The following is a 19,172-nucleotide window of genomic DNA, read 5'->3' on the forward strand; positions in this document are numbered from 1 at the left end:
TGCCACCCACAACTCACCCTGAACTTCCGATTTCCGTCGCCCCAACGCCATCGTTTCCTCCTTGATCAACTCCAACTGCTGAAAGATAATTCATCTCCCCCATCAATGCGAGTTTTTCAACGGGCTGCTAAGCTTCTACCTCTTTTCTCTGAGGACTCACGTTCCATTAGGGGAGAAGGGAATCTCGGGAAGGCCATCGAGCTAGCGAAGCGGCAATTTCGCTTCATTTGATTGGAAGCATTTTCTTTCGAAGAGCGTCGTCATCTGTTTCTTGCTGCGTCACCGTGAAAATGGGCTGATGCGAGCTTCTGAAACTGGCGCAAGACGATTTCTACCGGCTTTGGCGATACGCGGCATTTGCAATACGAGAAGGGCAATGTGCCCGAGAGCTGGTCGAATTCTCCGGTCAATCCGATTCTGAGAGATGCACAGCTTCTGCGGAATCGGTTGTTTCGGCGCGACGAAATTGAATTGATGGATCTCCTCCCGCTTGGGAGTCGAATGAACCGTACAGGTGGGTAAAGTGCGCGGTTCAGTCAGCAGTGACGTGTTCCCCGATTTTTATTGCCCTCTGTAACTGCTTTCGTAGTCGTGCTTTCCGGATACGTGGTGGAATTTGTCCTCGTCTTTTCTCATCGAGACGTACAATTTTGTCATCAAGTGACGCGAGAGCAGACCGATCAGCAGTGGGAGGTCGTTGAGGTCTGAACATGTATCGGGGAAAGGGTTGAAATGGCGAGAAAAGACGCACTGTTGAAACTGCACCAGCGTTTGATTGAACAGCGAAAAGAACTCAAACAAAAAGTGACAGAACAACTCGACTCTGCCGGAGAAAAATCCGGTCCAGGGGATCTGGGTGATCTGTCACTCATTGATGCTGAGCAGGAAATGGGAACTCAGTTGGCGGCCTTCGAAAGTCGCGAATTGAGCCGCATTGAAAAGGCAATCGAAGCTATCCGGCAAGGCACATACGGAACGTGTGAGTACTGCGAAAAGCCGATTCCGATTGCACGTCTCAGAGCACTTCCTCACACTTCGTGCTGCATCAAGTGTCAGCGAGAGCAAGAAATCAACGGCGGTCCGAATTCGGACGGTTCTGAAGGGGACTGGGAATCCGCATGGGAATACCAGGCCCGTGAGAACGACCAAGAATTGACCGTTCGAGATGTCAGAATGGACTCTGATTAGAGTGAGTATCGAGTGAGCAGTTTCAACGCAGGTCGCGAAATGATCAAACGAGTCGCCCTGGCGGGCATTTGCCTCTTCATCATTTCAGGGCCACTCGATGCCCAGGACGACTGGAAACAACCCTCGCAGGAACAGCTGCAGCAAGTTCTGCATTTCGCTGGTCGGCAGGTTGCCCGCGTTGCTGCTCAGACGAGTCCGGCCGTGGTGCACATTGAGAGCGAACGCGAACTGCGGAATTCTGTCACAGAGGAAACCGGCTCGGGCGTCCTGATCACGAGTCCGCGAAGTAAGACTCCGTTCATTGTGACGAACCGGCATGTCGTCGCGGATGCCGAGCTGCAAGACATTCGAGTGCTTCTTTCTGACGGCCGAATTGTCTCCCCGTATGAGAAAATCGAGGATTCCGATAGCGATCTCGCGGTTCTTAAAATCCGTGAGACGGGAATTACCCCGGCCCAGTGGGGCGACAGCGATAATCTTGATATCGGCCATTTCGTTCTGGCGATGGGCAGCCCGTTTGGCTTAGATCAATCAGTAACGCTTGGGATCATCAGCGCGAAAGGGCGGAGGTCTCTCGATCTTCCCGGACGTCGCGTTATCAATCAGGACTTTCTGCAAACAGACGCTGCGATCAATCCCGGAAATAGCGGGGGGCCGTTGATCGACCTGGATGGACGAGTCGTGGGAATCAATACCGCCATTGCGTCACAAGGGGGAGGTAATGACGGGATCGGGTTCAGTATTCCCAGCAATCTCGTGCAGTTTATTGTGACGCAATTGCTGGAATTCGGCCGGGTTCGCCGTGGGTATCTCGGAGTGGAACTGGACGAAGATTTCACGCTTGAGGAAGCACGGGAACTGTCACTCGACCGAATCACTGGTGCCCGAGTCGTCCGAGTGTTGGAATCGACTCCGGCAGCAAATGCAGGGCTTCGAACCAATGACGTGATCATCGATTTCGACGGGATCGAAGTGCAGGACGAAAACGACCTGATCAATCGCGTGAGCCTGACTCCGGTGAACAAACAGGTTCGAATGGTTATTCTTCGAAACGGTCAGCCACGGACTCTCTCAGTCATTCTTACGGAAAAACGAGATTTGCGTCAGGGGGCTGTTCCGCAGCTTCCCGTTCCTGCCGGGCAGCGTGTTTACCGAAACGCCAGTCACAAGACTCAGCGACTGACTCCTCAACTTGCATCACAGCTCGGATATATTCCAACTCAGAAAGGGTTGCTGGTTGTGAGTCGTGATGGCCAAGCAGGCGACGTTTCTGATGAGTCGGAACTTCAACTCTATGATGTGATCGAGGAAGTTGCTCGGCAACCGGTGACGACGCCCGAAGAGTTTGAGGACGCTGTTTCTCAAATCGATGAAGGGCCGATTGTTCTGAAGGTCTGGCGGATCAGCGATGGTGAGCCGACTCCGCGACTGGTCATGTGGACTCCGAATTCGGAAGACGCGACAGTGGCTGATTAGAGCAAGTTGCTCTTTCCTGAGCACTCGCTTGGGCTGTCTCATCAGACAAAACGCTGAGTTAGCTCGTGTGAGTGGGTCTCACGATTCAACTTTGTGCACGTTGCAAAGTTCGAATGAGTTGTTGATGCGGTCGACCATTTGTCGGAGTCGTCCGATATCTCTTCGATTGAAGTGGAACGCCAGACGAGGCAGATCGACGAGGTGCTCTTCGTCTTTTTCCATTTCGTGGGCGGTCGTGCTTTCGATTTTTCCCGTTTCGATGATGTCCGCGAATTCTGTGTTCAGTTGATCGAGCAACTCCTGGCTCGGCTCGAAATGCAACCGGAGGTAGAGCTTGTCACGGACGTATCGCATGCTGTGATACACACAATAGAACCCCATGATTTCATCGAATGCTTCGTCGATGCTGTCTGTGATCTTGTAGAGCGAGTGATCGGCCGGAGAGATGAGACCGTGGTCTTCCATTTGTCGGCAGATGAACTGCTTCCAGTCGGGCCAGTATTGGCCTCCGGGCGGGTCGATCAGCACGATGGGCATGAGGTCACGCTTGCCGGTTTGCACGAGCGTGAGTGTTTCAAAGCATTCGTCTTGAGTTCCAAACCCTCCGGGAAAGAGCGCGACAGCGTGGACCTCTTTAACGAACATCAATTTGCGCGTGAAGAAGTACTTGAGATTGACAAGCTTCTCGTCGTTGGAGATGACGTAATTGGCATCCTGCTCGAAGGGGAGCATGATGTTGAGCCCCATCGACATTTTTCTGCCAGCGCCGACATGTGCCCCTTCCATAATTCCCCCGCCGGCACCTGTGACGACGTACCAGCCAGCTTTGGCCATCCGTCGCCCGAATTCGAGCGAGGCCTGATAAGCAGGGTGATCCGGAGCCATTCGGGCGGACCCGAACACCGTGACCTTGCGGATTCGACGATAAGGGGTGAAAACCTTGAACGCGTAGCGGAGTTCGCGAAGTGCTCGCGAAACAATTTTCAGATCGCCGCGAGTGGCCTGGTCTCGCAGAAACTTGTCGGCGGTTTCCTTGATCTCTTCGACCAGGCGTGTGGTTTGAGTCGTATTCCGCTCGTGTTCTGTGACGAGTGGATAGTCTTCCGAGACATCCGGGGGAGAAACTCGTTGACGTTCATCCATGACTCAATTTCCCTCAGTAACGAGGCCTTTCTTTTGAGAGTTTCACGCGCCGATCGCTTCCAGCGCATCCTCACGAGAATCGTAGATCGCCCAGAGAGTGTCCAAAGCAGTGATATGGAGAAGCTCCCGCGTGAGATTGTGGACTCCACACAGGACCATCACGCCGCCGGATGTTTTCACCAGTTTGTGGCAGCGTATCAACAGTGCCATAAAGACTGAGCCGAAGTAGCTGACCTGAGTCATGTCGAAAACGACGAGCGGGGCTTTTTGTTGGCGAATTGGATCGAGCACAATATCGGCAGCGTGCTCGACAATATCCCAACTCAGGTTTTCGACTGCACCAGAGGCGATGACAACGAGTGCGTCGCCATGCCATTCAATGTTGATCACACTTGGATCAGGAGATGTCATTCAGTGATTCCATCCAGGACAAACGCGACGGATAGTGGAAGTTCTAACAAATCATTGATGGAAACTCACTCAGGAATGTCCTGGCCACCAGTTGTCAGTTTGCGGCTCGACGGCGGATTGCTGCTGACCCATGTCGTGAAGGCCTCAAATGCGGACTTGCTCAAGGCAGGCTTTCCAGAAACATTGGTCAAAACCGGAGTGAGCACTGGAAGTGCTTTCTCAAATGCTGCTCTGACGTAAGCTTCCTGTCCGCCGAGACCGGGACGCCGAACCTGATAAAGCAGGCCATAGTTGCGGATCTCTGCATCGGCCTGTGTGGCAGGTCGGAAGGAAAGATACACGCGGGAGAAGGCCTGAATCCACAAGTTGGCGGAGGGAGCCTTTGAAAATCCCTGGCTGCGAACCATTGCTTCGAGGAACCGGCAGATCTCATAAGTGATGAGTTCGACGTTCACTGAAGAGGTGTAAGGAAGTTGCGTGATGCTCTGGCAGGCTTCTCCCCGATTGATCCAGGTTTCCTGCTTGTTCCGAATGATACTCATCAGTTCGTCGATGACGACGGGTTGGCCGGAGACGTTGTCGATTCGTCCGACGTATCCGAGAGCCTGGATCATGCGTCGACGATACCACTCAACTCCTTCATCTGCCGATGGAGGAGTCGCTTTGAGTTGAGAGGTGAGTGCGTCAGCAATTTCTGACCGCTCTGTGCTGCTGGGGGCGTTTTGCCCGTCGCGGCAGAGTCGGGTCAGCCCATTCGCTGCGACAATCCGAACCTCCTGGATCTGTGACGAGTCCTGAAGGATTTCGAGAAGTGATTCGTAGACGGGATTGTAAGGAACGGCCGGAGTCTTCGTTTGGAAGTCGGACGGTTCAATACTGAGTTGAATCAACAAGAGAGCGACGTTCGTTCGAACTTGCGGACTTGGATGGTTCATCAGGTCTTTCGACTTTTCGATGATTTCATCCATCAGAGCGGCCCGTCCGCCTGCTCGATTCAGAGTGCTGAGCAGCTCTGAGAGAAAGCGTTGAGTCACTTCACGCGGGATCTTGGCCCGGTTCTCAGGATACGTGAGCAGAGACAGGTAATAATGAGCCAGTTTTTTTAGCCCTTCCACCTGTTGCCGATTCGGATTGTTTGACTTCAATCCGGTGATCTTCAGTTTCTCCTGTCGTCGGAAGGTTTCTGAAGCGACCTGATCCATCCACCAGTCAGGAGGAGTCCAGTCATCCGGTTCAAACTCTTCGACGACTGCTTCTTCGTCAGCGTCCTGCTCACCATTCTGGGCGAAGACGATGGACGTTCCGCCGAACAGAAAAAGTGCGAGGACGTGCCAGGCGGTCACGAACTGATAACTCTGTCGAGTCAGTGGAAACACGCTGGTTCCCCCAAAAATTTGCATTTGAATTGTCCCACGTCGATGCGGAACCTATCAACGAACGTGATTAGGTGCGAAGATGGTACACGACATGACTTCACATTCGAAGCGATGTCAGTCGTCTCAAATCGGAATTCTTCAAGAGATGTGGATGGAGTCGTGAAGAATGCGATGTTTACTACCACGCGCAATCTTAAACTAGCATCGGCGAAAATCAGTTGTCAAGTTGTTTGTTCTTTACTGATCGGAGCTTACGTCGAGACGATGGGATTGCTTCTATCTGTCACACCGGTTGTGAGTTTCATAGTCGATATAGCGACCTCACGAAAAGTGCCTTTTTCCCGACCCTTACTCACCTCAAGACTCACTGAAGAAGAGAGCGATGACATCGGTTTTTACGTCTGAACGGTTTGAAGACCATCTCACCGGAACACATCCGGAAAACCCGATTCGCATTTCGGTTTTGCTTGACATGCTTCGTCGGAAGCACGAAGCGAGTCATTTTCTCAGTGAGATTCCGACTCCGGTCAGCGAAGAGTTCGTTCTGAAAGTCCACGAGGCGGACTATTTGAAGGAACTCAAAAGGACCTGCCGGGATGGGGGAGGGCGCCTTGATCCGGACACGGTTGCAAGTCCCGAGTCGTATTCGACGGCCCTTCTTGCTGCGGGAGCTGCGTGCAATGCCGTCGATCGTGTGATTTCGGGAGAGGCAGCGAATGCGCTTTGTCTGATTCGTCCCCCTGGCCACCATGCGGTCTCCGAGCATGCGATGGGATTCTGTCTTCTCAACAATGTTGCGATCGCAGCCCGCTATGCGCAGGCACAGTTTGACTTGTCTCGAATTATGATCATCGACTGGGATGTTCATCATGGAAACGGGACGCAGGACATCTTCTTCGAAGATGAAACGGTCATGTTCTGTTCCATCCATCGGCATCCGTTCTATCCGGGGACCGGGACGGAGTCAGAGACGGGAACCGGACGCGGTCTCGGGACAACTTTGAACGTTCCGCTTCCGTTTGGAACTCCCCGCGAAACCTATTTTGAGAGGTTTCGGGGAATGGTCGAACGGGCTGTTTCGAAGTCAAAACCGGAACTGGTTCTTATCAGTGCCGGTTTTGATGCCCACGTTGACGATCCCGTCGGTTCGCTCGGCCTTGAGACCGAGGATTTTCAGGAACTGACGAAGATCGTGACCGCAATGGCAGCTACGGAATGTGACGGCCGAGTGGTCAGCCTTCTCGAAGGGGGGTATCAACCCCAAGCACTCGCAGAATCTGTTGCGGTCCATCTTGACGGGCTCATTGCCGCCTCAGCCCAATGAACCGAATTGGTTCCTCCGGTGAGATTCGTTCCGTCGAGAATTAAAGCTTTGTAGGAGCTGTCACGGGTTCCATTGATGACGGAGTGGAGAAGATCAGCTTGCGTGATCGTTGCTCATCCGGGTGAAGCGATCCGAGCACGCTGGCAATAGCAGTTTCCAGATCCTTGTCGTTGGTGCTGCCGCTCATGGCTTGAAGTCGACGGAGAATTTCCGGCTTCAGCAGGTTGCCAAATCGTTGGATATGGAACGCCAGTTGAAACCCAGCTTGCTGGCGGAGTTTCATGTCCATGTTGGGAGATTCCATGATCTCAAACAGGTGCAACTGTGCACTCGGCAAACCGATGCCTCCCAAGGCGACGACTGCATTGTCCGCCGATGCGGAATTGGTTGTCGCGAGTCGAATTTCTTCCTCGATAGGTGCGAGGTCGAAGATCTCGGACAATCTTGTTGTGGCAATTTGTCGCAGCCAGAAACTCGCTTCGCGAATTTGTTGAGAACGCTGAGCGGATGTGAGTGGCGGAGGACTGATCTGAGCGAGAACAGGCTGAAGTGCTTTGTTGATTTCGATCGGCGAAGTTCCTTCGTCGATGTAAACGACATTCTCAAACTGGTCCTGCAAGAGGTCGAAGCGGCTGCGAATTGAACGTGGACCAAAGACGACCAGTGGAAGGTCACGTGTTCGGGAATCTGTGCGAAGATTGGTCAACGTTTGTGTCAATCCCCAGCGAATTGTATTGGGATGCAGGATTCCAATCTCAACGTCGCCCCGTTCGGCAGCGATGCGAAATCCTTCCTGTCCCGTTTCAGCAACTGATCCACGATATCCGAGTTCCTGGAAGAGTGCGGCGGTGGACGTTCCACGTTGTCCGTTGGGATCAATCACAACACTTTGTGGGCGATCATCCGATTGAATGGCACGACCCAGAATTGGAACGATACGAGAAGATCCACGGAACGACAGCTTCGGGTCCCACTGCAGAATCGTTATCGCAGCAGCGAGTTGAACGCGAGGATGAGCAGAACTGAGTGCATCGACGATTGGCGGAGCGGTTCGGCCTCGCAGTTGGTTTCGTGACCCGTTCAGCCCGAGAGCATGAGCTGATGACAGAGCTGATCCAACGATATGATTGTCGAGGCTGAGTTTCAGAATTTGCGAACAGAATTCCGGTCCAGCTTCAACGGCCAGATCGTGTGCGGTTCCGGGACCTGTCGGAATCGGCTGATCCCAGCCAGCTTCTTCGATATCGCGGACCATCATTGCGGCGAGAATTAATTCAGCAGATTCGTTGCTCGAGGGAGCCAGTTCCGCAGAGTCTCGAGCGAGACGTTCGGCGAAGTAGGTGCCTGCGTTGCGGCGCGAGGTGACGTTTTCGACGACGGTTTGTTCGGTGTCACTCCAGCTCCAAACTGGAATCTCGTTCATGTCCTCGTATTTGGCTGGCCAGTCAAACTGGTTCGCAAGATAGTCGAGTGACGTCTTTTGCAGCTTCTCGGCAGCACCGTAGCCAGTCACCCGGGTTGTTTTTGCAGGGTCCTGATATCGGATTCGCGCGATAGCTTTTCGAGCGACTTCTTGAGTGCCGGGCGGAGAATTCGGCGAAAATGCCGGTTCCAGCAACCAGATGACTTCGTCTTCTCCACCGATTGCTCCCAGAACTTGAGCTGCGGTTGTTTTGACTTCGTCGATCGGTGATTGCAGTGCCCCGACAAGTGGATCGATGGCCGGTTGCCCCAGGCGAGCGAGAGTCAAAGTGAACAGATCGCGATTTTCGGGATTGCTGACGACGGCTCTCAGAATCGGGGCGACGGCATATGGACCGAGAAGTTGAAGTTGGGTTGTTGCTTCATCTCGTTCCCTCGCCGATCCGCTCAACAACTTAATCAGGTCGTTGGCGTATTCCGGATTTCCAACCTGTGTTTTCGCAGCTTCTGTGACGCGAGACAGCAATTCACTCGCTTCCGGATTCACCTGATCGAGTCGTGCCAGGCTGAGAAGGGCACTCATTCCGTTATTGTCACGCAGCGCGAGAAGTTGGCTGTTGTCTGGATTGAGTTGCAAGATCCGACCGAGGTAAATCTTCGCAAGTTCCGGTCGTGCGAGTTTGACAGTGAGCAGTGCTCCCTCAAACAGTTCCGGAACAGTTGTCGGTTCGGAAGCCAGAACCTGGTCTCCCTCTGGAACGGCGAGCGGTTCCTCATCTTGTGCACAGAGTGGAGAGATCGTCGTCAACGCGAACGTGGCGAGCAGTGTTGGCAAGAGACTTGACCGCCGACTGGGCATGACAGCAACTCCGGGGATGGAAGACGAGAAATTCAGATCCCCCGAAGTGAAATGGATACGATGCGCATCGATCTCCTGATTCGGGAGGCCTCCGTATCAAAGTCTATCGAACCTGAGAACCGATTGCTTGAACATCGTCTTCTGAGGAAAGGATTGTCAGCTCCGATTGAATCATTCGGTCAGCATAGGCGGGATAATCGGTACATTCGCCATGCACAACCAGACATAGGGACGAGGGCAATCAGTACGGAATTCTCGTACTGGGAAGCGGAGTTGTTTGAATGTCGCCGCAGCAACTTTCCCAATTCTATACAATCTTCCATTTGAAAACTTCACGAATACTTGATAGGACCCGTCCCACACGCGAGCATGTTCGCTGACGCGTGAACGTTTCTCAAACTCTTTAATGCAGACAAACAAATGGTGACTCTTCGACCGGTTCCCCTCGCACTCGTCCCTCGGAATTCAGAGGCAGCCACAGCGATCAGTGCTCCGAATTACGACGAATTTCAGAGTGACCGAGAGGTTTGGGACCTCCTGCAAGCCCGACCGGACAATGTTCTGCGAGTGACCATGGCTCACTGCCACGTCGATTCTCTCGATAATGCTCCTCAAGAAGGGGGGGAAGAGTCCCTTCGCCACTCTGCGGAACAGATGGAGTTTCTGAAGAACCATTCCGGAACGCAGCATCAGGAGAACGTGATTTGGGTCTACGAGATCACTTCTCCTCTCCGGCCCGACTCACCGCAGTTGGGAGTCGGCGGATTTGCGGCAACGAATGAAATTCGAACAGAAAACACCCCGGAAGGGACAATCATCCGGAACGAAGGCATTCGCCCTGAAAAGGCTCAGGGACGTGCGAATCTGATTGAAGCAACGAATGCTTACATTGGAACCGTGAACCTCGCGGTTCAGGATCAGTCGCAGAAACTCCTCAGTGAACTCGAATCGATCGCGCAATCTCGTCCATGCGATTACGAGACCGTCGATGAGGGAAAGAATCGTCATCGTGTCTGGCTCGTGACGGAGTCGGCATCTCAGCAAACTTTGATCGACCTGCTGGCTGCGGAACCTGCAGCTTACGTCGCGGATGGAAACCATCGAAGTGCCGCAGCTGCTCAACTTGGGCTTCCGTACTTCCTCACGGTCTTCTTCCCGACGAGTCGCCTCGGCCTTGAACCTTATAATCGGCTTCTGCCGTTGAATGGTGTTTCGCCTGCGGATTTCCTTGCGAAAGCAGGGGAGCAGTTCGAAATTGAAAAGCTCGGAAAGGTTTCTCCGTTTCGGCCCGAAGCTGTTCATACCATCGGTCTTTATCTCGATGGCGAGTGGTACAAGCTGACTCCGAAATCCGGTTCTTACAATCCAGAAAACGCGGCAGAGTCGATCGATTCGGACATTGTCCAGCGACACATCATTCATTCAATCCTGGGAATGTCGGACGCCCGGGATAAGCGAATCAATTATGTCGGTGGAAACAAGACGGCGGGCTATCTGGTCGAACGAGTCGACTCGGGCGATTTCGATCTTGCGATTTCTCTTGCTCCTGTGACCATGGATCAGTTTGTGGATGTCTGTGAACAGAGTCTGTTCATGCCTCCCAAGTCGACGTGGTTCGATCCCAAAGTCCGAAGCGGTTTGGTGATCGCGTTGCTGGACAACGAGTAAGAACGAGTAAAACCGAGTAAGGTCGTTTAAGAGTGAGCGTGAACAAGTCATTTGCAAACGATGATTTGCGATTGTTCACGCTCAAGAACTTTGCTCTTTCATCCCTTAGCTGAAAATCGGATTCGTCATGTCTTTGAATCGACTGTTGATTGTCGCTTTGGCCGCGTGTCTCGCGGTGGAGGGATCAGTCTCTGCTGACGAGCCGAACAAGCTCACGCAGCAGGAACAGGAATCCGGATTCGAACTTCTCTTCGATGGTCAGTCTCTCGACGGATGGAATCAGAAAGGGAATTGGGCAGTCGAAGACGGGGCGATCGCTCGGAAAGATCGGGGCGGAAGCTTGACTCACTCCGAGAAATTGCCGGACGACTTCGAACTTCGTTTCGAATGGAAAGTCGGCGAAGGCAGCAACAGCGGAGTCTATTATCGCCCGGGGCAGTACGAGTATCAGATTCTCGATAGTGCGAAGCATGTTGATGGAAAGAATCCCCGAACGAGTGCGGCGTCGCTCTACTTCTGCATGCCACCATCTCATGATGCGACAGCCCCTGTCGGCGAATGGAACCGTGGACGAATTGTGTGTCAGAAGAATGTGATTCAGCATTGGCTGAATGGAGAGAAGGTGGTCGACTTCGATTACACCGATCCAGAATGGGCGGCGAACGTGGAACTTCTCAGATTGAGAGGGGGCGATGTCGCTGCCCGTGGGGCTCATCTTTCGTTACAGGATCACGGAGACCCGGTCTGGTACCGATCGATTCGATTGCGTTCGTTGTCCGAAGAAGATTCGATCAATCACTCGACGGTGACTCCCGCTGTCATCTCTGAGGAAGCATTGAAAGCCGAGAAAGCCAAACTCGAACGCATTTTGAAGAACCGTGAGAAACAGGCGGAAAACGCAAAGTCTGAGTAGTGCAATCGACTCTTTGGGATCGACTTGATGCGAAAGAGTATCGGTCACGGCGCGAGTCCGCGTTTACTTGAGACGTTTGTTTCCGGAAACTATTGAGAGCGAAGTCGTGACGGAAGAGATTCAATCCGAACCGTCGAAAGATCGCCGATTCGGTTGGATCAGCAGAACGGCCATTCTGGTTGCTTGTGTCGTCGGGGCAGTCGGGCAGATCTGGCTGTTGTGTTTCAGCGACTTCCTTCTGGGAGTCGAAGGGGAGTGGGTCTGGCCTCGATTCGAGTTTCAGTTGAGCATCGATCAATGGATCGCCGCAGGTGTGGCGATCGTGTTGAGTTGCTTCATCTTTCTCTGGATCGTTCGATACAAGAGTGCTCGAACATCAGACCCGTCGCGACAAACGTCTCTGCTTTGGAAGCTTGTCTTGCTGGTTCTCGGGTTTGTCTGGCTGAACGCTGTTCTGGCGGTACAGATGCCGCAAGGTGGTCTCAGTCGAGCGGTGCTGGTGATGTTCTATCCGAGGACATCGGGCTACTTTTGGCAGGCGACCTACGAAGCGGAGGACTGGAAGGAATTCCTCAGTGGGTATTCTGACCGGATCTCTGACGACAGTGATCCGGACAACTATCTGCACATCGGAACGCATCCGCCGGGACTGGCAATGACGCATCGGATGTTGATCGGGCTCTGCCGATCGAGTCCGCTTCTCGTCACAATTCTGGAATCGACTCAACCAGATTCGGTTCAAGAGACCTTACAGTTTCTTCAACAGCAGTCCGGTCAAGGCGATGATCCCTTGCAGCGACCCGAATTGGCCGCTTTGTGGTTGTCGATTCTCATCACGCAACTGTTTGTCCTGTTGGCCGCGATTCCGGTTTATCTTTTGAGTCGTCGTCTCGTAGATGATCGGGCTGCGCGAGTCGCAGCGGGGTTTTGGTTGCTCGTTCCGACGGTTCTCGTCTTCTTTCCAAAGTCCGATGTGGCCTTTCCATGTCTGGCTCTCTGGATTCAACTTGTGTGGCTTATTGCTCTCGAAAAGGAAAGCCCACTTTGGGGAGCGGTCACAGCAGTTCTTTTGATCACTTCCGCCTGGATGAGTCTCGCATTCATGACGATCGGAGTGATGTTGTTCGCGCAGTTGATTCACCAAATGGTTCTTCATCGAAGAGGAATGCGGGCATCGATCGGAGGAACAATTGCCGGGCTGTTGTTGCTGTTTGGCTTGATCATGGCATGGGGTGTCAATCTCGTTGGAATCTGGTTTCAGAACTTTCACAATCACGCGCTCTTTTATGATCACAACTCCCGGACTTACTTCTCATGGCTCGGTGTAAATCTGCTTGAGGTTTCGACTGCGATTGGTGCGCCGCTTTTTGTTCTGGCGATCTGTGGAATCTTTTCGCTCTGTAAGCAGTTCCGAAACCTGACTGCGTTTGCGATTCTCAGTGGACTGGCAATGTGGGCGGGGCTCTGGATCAGTGGAAAGAACATGGGAGAAGCGGCGCGGCTGTGGGGTTTTCTGCTTCCGTACGGTGTGCTCGCAGCTGCCATTACGATCGAACGATTACTCTCTGAACCGGTTTCTGATCATTCTGAAGCGGAAGCTCTTCGACCGACTCGAAGAGCTCCGTGGGCGCTCTTTGCAATCTGGTCCGCGCAAGTGGCTGTTTGTCTTGCTGCGTCGACGATCGTCGATGGATTCGGATTCACTGAGCTGTGATAGTGCGATCAAGCTCCTGATCACCATAAGTCCAGAGACTATTCTCCCAGTGGCTGCAGAGGAGCTTTGGAAGCGACGAACGTTTCTTTCTTGTCATCGCCAGAGAAGTGAACAGTCACCGTCCGTCGTCCACCGTATCCGGAGACATCAGTGACAGTGCCTCGACCATAGCGGGGATGGCGAACGAGCATTCCAATTCGGAATCCGATCGGAATATCGACGGATTCCTTTTCCCCGTTTAAGAGTGAAGCACCCGTCATCAACTTTGGAATCCCGGGCAAACCGGGAGTGGGCTTCGATTCAGGAACCGGTTGCTGCCACTGCGTTGCGGCGAACTCTCCGGTGTCATCGACGTCGATTCGTTCACATTCAAGCTCACGGATAAACGGGCTTTCGATTGTCGGGACGGTCCGTCCGTGCATGGAACGGATGCGAGATTCCGTCAGGTAAAGCCTCTCTTCCGCCCGCGTCATTCCGACGAACAACAAGCGTCGTTCTTCTTCCAGTTCCCGGCGACTCTCACTTTGCAGTGATCGTTCGTGCGGAATGAGTCCTTCTTCAAGACCCAGAACGAACACGATCGGAAATTCCAAACCCTTGGCAGCATGCAGCGACATCAACGAAACTTGTCCGGAAGTGTTTTCGAGGAAGTCCGTTTCGCTGATCAACGCTGTCTGTTCCAGAAAACCTTGTAGGCTTCGGTCGTCACCCAGTGCTTCGTCGTATTGTCGGGCCGCTGCAACGAGTTCTTCCACGTTGGCGACTTTCTCCGCATCCGCTTCATTCGGAGATCCCTGCCACGGCGCGACGAAGTAGGTCTTGTCGATGATCTCGACGAGTAAATCGCCCACAGACCCAGCCCCGGCGAGTGAGAACCCGTTGATCATTTCCGCGAAACGCCGAAAGCCAACGATCGCACGCTTGGAAAGTTTTGGAACTTCTGAAGCGCGCACGCAGGCTTCGAGGGGAGTGAGATGATTCAACTGAGCCCATCGCAACAGTCGGTTCTGGGACGTTTTTCCAAGGCCTCGCAGCGGCTTGTTGACGATTCTCAGGAATGCCGTGTGATCGAGCGGGTTTTCCACCAACCGCAGATACGCGAGAAGATCTTTGATTTCAGCTCGATCGTAGAACGCGACTCCGGAAGCAACCTGAAACGGGACACGATGACGCATCAGTGCCGTTTCCACCTGTCGTGACAGGGCATTGACACGATAGAAAATGGCGACATCGCTCCATTGGTAGTCGCCGGTGTCCACGAGATCCCGAATCTCTTGAGCGATACCAGCCGCTTCCGCGCGGCTGTCGGGGAAAATCAGCAAACGGACCGGTTCTCCGTCGGCCTGCGCTGTGAACAGTTTCTTGGCTTTTAGCTGTCGATTACATGCGATGAGGCTGTCTGCTGAACGAAGGATGAGTCCGGTGCTTCGAAAGTTCTGTTCGAGCCGTATTGTTTGAGCGGTTGGGAAGTCACGTTCAAAACGCAGAATGTTTTCAATTCTGGCACCACGCCATCCATAGATTGACTGGTCCGGGTCCCCGGTGACACAAAGGTTTTGATGATGTTGAGCGAGCGCAGCCACGATCTGATATTGAGCTGAGTTCGTATCCTGATACTCGTCGACGAGGATATAGCGGTATCGCTGCGCGAGTTCCCGGCAGAGTTCGGTTTGCTCGGCCAGCATCAGCGCGACGTGCATCAACAAGTCGTCAAAGTCGACAGCGTTCGATTCGAGCAATGCTTTCTGGTAGGCGGGGTAAGCCTTCCGAACGACTCCGTCCCAGTGATTGCTCACGCCTTCATCAAACCGCTCATTGAAGTTCTCGGGAGTGATCAGGTCGTTTTTGGCGTCGCTGATTCTCCACAGGACTTTTTCCGGTGAGAAGTGAACGGTGTCAAAGTCGAGGTCGTTCAAAACAATCCGCAAGAGTTGTTTTTGGTCAGACGTGTCGAGGATGGAGAATGAGGATTTGATTCCAACGACGTCTCCGTACTCCCGCAGAATTCGTGCACAGAATCTGTGAAAGGTGCTGACCCAGATTCGCTGGCCCGGGAGCAGGGCTTCCACACGTGCCCCCATTTCCTTGGCAGCTTTGTTGGTGAACGTGATCGCTAAGAGGTTTCTCGGATGAACGTTAGCGTTCATGACGAGGTTGGCAATTCGCCGTGTCACGACACGCGTTTTGCCCGATCCGGGCCCTGCGACGATCAGCAAGGGGCCGTTGATAAAGTGAACAGCTTCGGCCTGTGAGTCGGTCAACCCATCGGAAAGAACATTCATAAGCGATTATTGAGCGTAGAGTTGTGAGTATTGGAAGATTGGGTGAGCGAGGAGACATCTGCAGAAAATCTTAGCAATCAGTTTATGAAAAACTGGTATTTCGAACGTATCAGTATTGATTTTCATCGCATGCGATCTAATATTCAGTTGCTGTCGGAGTTGGCCCGCTCCCGACAGTAACTCTTCCCGCAGCGGTTGGGACGGCCCTCCTGACCGCTGCTTTTTTCCGCGCCCATCCTGATTGATGGAACAGTCTTCTTCGATGCGATTCTCGTGCTCCTGATTCGACCGACTCGCCGACTTGTTTCCGGATGGCGGGGAATGTGTCTGTAAGCGTTTCAAGACTACTCACTCGACTTGTTGGCGGTGTTTTCCGCAATCCACTGTTCGGGATCTTCGAGAAACGCTGCCCGGCATCCGGTACAGCACACCCAGTAGGTCTTTCCGTTGTGGGTCAGTGAAATTGTCCCCAGTCCTCCGGAGATAATGCACTCGCGATCACCGTAGCCCTCATCGGTCATTGCAAACGAGGTTCCGTCGCGTTGGGTGGCGATGGTGTCAAACCGCAGGAAATTCTTTCCCGACAACCGGGCGAGTTCAACGAGGTAGCGATTGTTTTTTTGCTGGTTGAACGTGACCTGCCAGGTATCTCTGGGGGACTCACCGTTCGTCTGCTGAAACTGAAGTTGATAACGAACCTGCATCGTGCGGTCGTCTCCCTGAAACTCTTCGACTGGTTTGCTGAAGTTCCCATCGTAGAGCCGCGTTCGTCCTTCGGGATCGGTTGTTTCCAGTCCGAAGATTTCTTCGTCAGGTGCATACGTCAGACGAGCTGTGCGGAAGTACGGACTTTCTTTGCTGGTCATGACGAGTGATGGATGTTCCGGATCGGTTTGAAAGTCCCAAACCCATTCCGGGGTATCAAGTGCTTTGAAATCACCGAACTGTTTTTGAGTTGTCCCTCGCCATTGTCCGAGCATGACCTGCACGGGTTTCAGGGCATTAATAATCGCCCGGCGACTCGGCGACCCACTTTGGGCTGCGATCATTTCCTGTCCATCTGAGGAAGCAGTGTTCGCTTCTGAGGACGACGGACCGAGAGAGATTTGCGGAATGGGTGGAAGTTCGTCAGAGATTTGCTCGACGACGGAGACTGATTCCGGGTTGCCAGTTGCTCCGGGACGCGAGTTCCCCGGTAAATTTTCACTGGTTTTCAACTCGTTCGATTCCGGTTGCGGAACCTCGGACGGCTCGGGAGAACAACCCGCGATGAGACAAATCGCGAGAATCGCTTGCAGACCGACCTCGATTCGAACGCGCGATCTCCGCACCGGTTGGAACTGGTGTCCAGCGTTATTTCTCGTCCGAACTCGCGAAAGCCATTTCGAAAAGTGCTCGAAAGTTCGAATGCTGATGTTCATATCGAGAGGCTCCGCACGGGCAAAAAGGGTGTTCAGAGGAGAGGAATCGAAATGTCGCGGCGAGAACTCGGATGGCCGGCTTGCCGATCAGGGGGCAGTGCTATCAAAGGGAAGTCCACTGACATTTACTCTGGGGAGACCCGTTCTCGTGATGACAGTCATCTCCCGAGTCGTTGCACAGATGGTAGCAAAGGACGAATTCGGACCCAAACGTGACACTTGGAAAGGGCGGGAGGACCGGTGGCCCGATCAGCCGTTTCAGGATGGCAACGAATCTTGATCGAAAGTGGTGCGTTCTGGCATCATTTGCATCATTTACAAAATGGGGTTTGCGGATTCGTGGACTGAAAGTAGACTTTGCCGAATTGTCGGGGCACTCAACTTCTCAAAAGGAAGGATTCCTGCATGGCGGACGAGGGATTTCGGTTTATTCACGCAACTGATCTGCGACTGGATGAGCCATTGGTTGGAGTTGGGGCCAACGGTCCGGGAATCGGTTCTTCCGGGAAGATGTCTGGCGATGAATCCCACGCTCTCGTCGATGCGACGTTGACCGCCTGGAATCTGGTTGTGGAACACTGTGTGTCGGCTCAGGCCGACTTTCTGCTTCTGACGGGGAATGTCTTTGATCACCGTTCCCTGAGTCTCCGCGCGCGAATCGCACTTGAACGTGGACTCGCAACACTCGATTCCAATCGGATCGAAGTCTTCATTGCTCCGGGGAATCTCGATCCCGCCACCGCCTGGAAGCGTCAGGTGTCGCTCCCGGGAAATGTCTCGCTCTTGGGGACTGAGGAAAGTGATCCGGTCGCTGTGGTGAAACATGGGCGCATGTTGACTTCCATTCAGACCCTCGCGACAACCGAGACCGAAGAGCCGGGATGGAATGCAAACTCCGGAGCGAATGAAACCAGTTCAAACGGCGGATACCGCATTGGTGTCGTTCCGGCCGGAGTCCCCGTGCAGTGGAAGAACGGTCAACCGGAGTCCTTGAATGTTCCGGGCGCTTCCCCTTTTGCAGCGACTCTGGTGCAGTCTGCGATTGAAAACGGGGTGAACTATGTGGCGTGCGGAGCGGGACAGCCTCAGCTGAAACAAGCTGGGCCGACGTGGATTCATGATCCCGGACCAACTCAATCGATTCGGTCGACAGTGGCGGGACCGTGTGGATGCAGCCTCGTTCAAGTCGATTCACATGGGCGAACTCGAATCGATTCGCTGGCTCTGGCACCCGTGCGATGGGAAACGTTCTTCCTTGAGATCGAAAAACAGGCGACACTGAAAGATGTCGTTGAAAAGATGGCATTGCAGGTGATGGAGCTGAATGTCAGCGAATGCGAAGACGTTTGGGTTCTCAACTGGCGACTGAGCGGAGAAGGGAAAACGCTCGAGGCGTTTTTGGATCCGTCCCAACTTCCGCAAATTTGGGAGCAACTGGAAGAGGAGCTGGAAGAGGAGCTGTCAGGAGATGGCCATACTCTCAGAATCCATCAATGCGAGCTTGTCCAGCGAGTCTTGCGTGACCCTGTCAGTCTGGAAGACGCAACAGGACTCATTCAGTCCTTACAGGAACTTCTGGAGAGCGAAGAAAATTCCAATGCAGCGAAATCCGTAGTCGAGGAAGTTCGTCGAGAACTGATCGAGGATCAGTGGCTGCAGCGGGCGGATATGTTTCAAGTGCGAGAGGTGATTGCATCCGCAAACTCGGAAGACGTGATTCAGCGGGCACTCGATAGTGCCGGGCTGTATCTGGATTGATTCTGATCAGCAAACAGTCAAAAACGGAGGCTATACTAAATCGAGAGTCAATGGTCGTGGTGTGAATCGTGCGGTCATCGATCTTTCAACGCCCCCCCCGAATTCAATGATTGTTCAGCACCGGTCAATCGTTGGCAGCTCCCCCCATCACAGCGACGATCAAGCTTTTGTTGAGAAGACGTTGGTGCCCGATAGAGGGCAGTGACGCGAATGCCCT

General features: G+C 53.3%; 13 protein-coding genes. 7 read left to right on the forward strand and 6 right to left on the reverse strand.

The features are described 5' to 3' along the window. The first annotated feature begins 732 nt into the window (after window positions 1-732). Both KOR42_RS21200 and KOR42_RS21205 read left to right on the forward strand, forming a co-directional pair. Window positions 733-1,188 (forward strand): TraR/DksA family transcriptional regulator, encoded by a 456-nt coding sequence (locus KOR42_RS21200; protein ID WP_146511838.1) that lies wholly within the window; start codon window positions 733-735, stop codon window positions 1,186-1,188. A 12-nt stretch (window positions 1,189-1,200) separates the two neighbouring features. Then, window positions 1,201-2,664 carry a trypsin-like peptidase domain-containing protein gene (locus KOR42_RS21205; RefSeq protein WP_231741053.1) on the forward strand — a complete coding sequence of 488 codons (1,464 nt, stop codon included), beginning with the start codon at window positions 1,201-1,203 and terminating at the stop codon, window positions 2,662-2,664. Window positions 2,665-2,742: 78 nt separating this feature from the next. Here KOR42_RS21205 and KOR42_RS21210 read toward each other — a convergent pair whose 3' ends face one another. The 3 genes from KOR42_RS21210 to KOR42_RS21220 all read right to left on the reverse strand — a co-directional run bounded on the left by KOR42_RS21210 (window position 2,743) and on the right by KOR42_RS21220 (window position 5,618). Then, window positions 2,743-3,807: an LOG family protein gene (locus KOR42_RS21210; RefSeq protein WP_146511839.1), complete on the reverse strand. Its 1,065-nt coding sequence runs from the start codon at window positions 3,805-3,807 to the stop codon at window positions 2,743-2,745. Window positions 3,808-3,849: 42 nt separating this feature from the next. Continuing rightward, the gene (locus KOR42_RS21215; protein ID WP_146511840.1) at window positions 3,850-4,218 is read right to left on the reverse strand and encodes an STAS domain-containing protein; all 369 of its coding nucleotides are present in this window, start codon (window positions 4,216-4,218) and stop codon (window positions 3,850-3,852) included. Window positions 4,219-4,283: 65 nt separating this feature from the next. Then, complete coding sequence (locus KOR42_RS21220; protein WP_146511841.1) at window positions 4,284-5,618, reverse strand: HEAT repeat domain-containing protein; 1,335 nt, start codon at window positions 5,616-5,618, stop codon at window positions 4,284-4,286. 358 nt (window positions 5,619-5,976) lie between these two features. Here KOR42_RS21220 and KOR42_RS21225 point away from each other — a divergent pair, with 358 nt between their 5' ends. Further along, entirely contained in the window at window positions 5,977-6,918 is a 942-nt protein-coding gene (locus KOR42_RS21225; protein ID WP_146511842.1) for a histone deacetylase family protein, read from the forward strand. 40 nt (window positions 6,919-6,958) lie between these two features. Here KOR42_RS21225 and KOR42_RS21230 read toward each other — a convergent pair whose 3' ends face one another. Further along, window positions 6,959-9,199: a HEAT repeat domain-containing protein gene (locus tag KOR42_RS21230; protein ID WP_146511843.1), complete on the reverse strand. Its 2,241-nt coding sequence runs from the start codon at window positions 9,197-9,199 to the stop codon at window positions 6,959-6,961. 420 nt (window positions 9,200-9,619) lie between these two features. Here KOR42_RS21230 and KOR42_RS21235 point away from each other — a divergent pair, with 420 nt between their 5' ends. The 3 genes from KOR42_RS21235 to KOR42_RS21245 all read left to right on the forward strand — a co-directional run bounded on the left by KOR42_RS21235 (window position 9,620) and on the right by KOR42_RS21245 (window position 13,494). Further along, window positions 9,620-10,867, forward strand: a complete 1,248-nt coding sequence (locus tag KOR42_RS21235) for a DUF1015 domain-containing protein (RefSeq protein ID WP_146511844.1) — start codon at window positions 9,620-9,622, stop codon at window positions 10,865-10,867. Window positions 10,868-10,994: 127 nt separating this feature from the next. Continuing rightward, window positions 10,995-11,780, forward strand: coding sequence for a 3-keto-disaccharide hydrolase (locus tag KOR42_RS21240; protein WP_146511845.1), 786 nt, complete (start codon window positions 10,995-10,997; stop codon window positions 11,778-11,780). 106 nt (window positions 11,781-11,886) lie between these two features. Continuing rightward, complete coding sequence (locus KOR42_RS21245) at window positions 11,887-13,494, forward strand: glycosyltransferase family 39 protein (protein ID WP_146511846.1); 1,608 nt, start codon at window positions 11,887-11,889, stop codon at window positions 13,492-13,494. A 38-nt stretch (window positions 13,495-13,532) separates the two neighbouring features. On the opposite strand, the gene KOR42_RS21250 is transcribed toward KOR42_RS21245, so the two are convergent. Together KOR42_RS21250 and KOR42_RS21255 are read right to left on the reverse strand one after the other, a co-directional pair. Beyond that, a complete protein-coding gene (locus tag KOR42_RS21250) occupies window positions 13,533-15,776 on the reverse strand; it encodes an ATP-dependent helicase (protein WP_146511847.1) in 2,244 nt (747 codons plus the stop codon). Window positions 15,777-16,120: 344 nt separating this feature from the next. Continuing rightward, window positions 16,121-17,197 carry a hypothetical protein gene (locus KOR42_RS21255; RefSeq protein ID WP_146511848.1) on the reverse strand — a complete coding sequence of 359 codons (1,077 nt, stop codon included), beginning with the start codon at window positions 17,195-17,197 and terminating at the stop codon, window positions 16,121-16,123. Window positions 17,198-17,602: 405 nt separating this feature from the next. Here KOR42_RS21255 and KOR42_RS21260 point away from each other — a divergent pair, with 405 nt between their 5' ends. Further along, the gene (locus KOR42_RS21260; RefSeq protein ID WP_146511849.1) at window positions 17,603-18,955 is read left to right on the forward strand and encodes a metallophosphoesterase family protein; all 1,353 of its coding nucleotides are present in this window, start codon (window positions 17,603-17,605) and stop codon (window positions 18,953-18,955) included. Window positions 18,956-19,172: the final 217 nt, after the last annotated feature.

The sequence above is a fragment of the Thalassoglobus neptunius genome (assembly GCF_007859735.1).
Classification (GTDB): domain Bacteria; phylum Planctomycetota; class Planctomycetia; order Planctomycetales; family Planctomycetaceae; genus Thalassoglobus; species Thalassoglobus neptunius.

Bases quoted from the DNA above. Each gene is read 5' to 3' on its own strand.
- KOR42_RS21200 (WP_146511838.1), top strand. From the start codon at position 733: ATGGCGAGAAAAGACGCACTGTTGAAACTGCACCAGCGTTTGATTGAA.
- KOR42_RS21210 (WP_146511839.1), bottom strand. From the start codon at position 3,807: ATGGATGAACGTCAACGAGTTTCTCCCCCGGATGTCTCGGAAGACTAT.
- KOR42_RS21215 (WP_146511840.1), bottom strand. From the start codon at position 4,218: ATGACATCTCCTGATCCAAGTGTGATCAACATTGAATGGCATGGCGAC.
- KOR42_RS21220 (WP_146511841.1), bottom strand. From the start codon at position 5,618: ATGCAAATTTTTGGGGGAACCAGCGTGTTTCCACTGACTCGACAGAGT.
- KOR42_RS21225 (WP_146511842.1), top strand. From the start codon at position 5,977: ATGACATCGGTTTTTACGTCTGAACGGTTTGAAGACCATCTCACCGGA.
- KOR42_RS21230 (WP_146511843.1), bottom strand. From the start codon at position 9,199: ATGCCCAGTCGGCGGTCAAGTCTCTTGCCAACACTGCTCGCCACGTTC.
- KOR42_RS21235 (WP_146511844.1), top strand. From the start codon at position 9,620: ATGGTGACTCTTCGACCGGTTCCCCTCGCACTCGTCCCTCGGAATTCA.
- KOR42_RS21240 (WP_146511845.1), top strand. From the start codon at position 10,995: ATGTCTTTGAATCGACTGTTGATTGTCGCTTTGGCCGCGTGTCTCGCG.
- KOR42_RS21250 (WP_146511847.1), bottom strand. From the start codon at position 15,776: ATGAATGTTCTTTCCGATGGGTTGACCGACTCACAGGCCGAAGCTGTT.
- KOR42_RS21255 (WP_146511848.1), bottom strand. From the start codon at position 17,197: ATGAACATCAGCATTCGAACTTTCGAGCACTTTTCGAAATGGCTTTCG.
- KOR42_RS21260 (WP_146511849.1), top strand. From the start codon at position 17,603: ATGGCGGACGAGGGATTTCGGTTTATTCACGCAACTGATCTGCGACTG.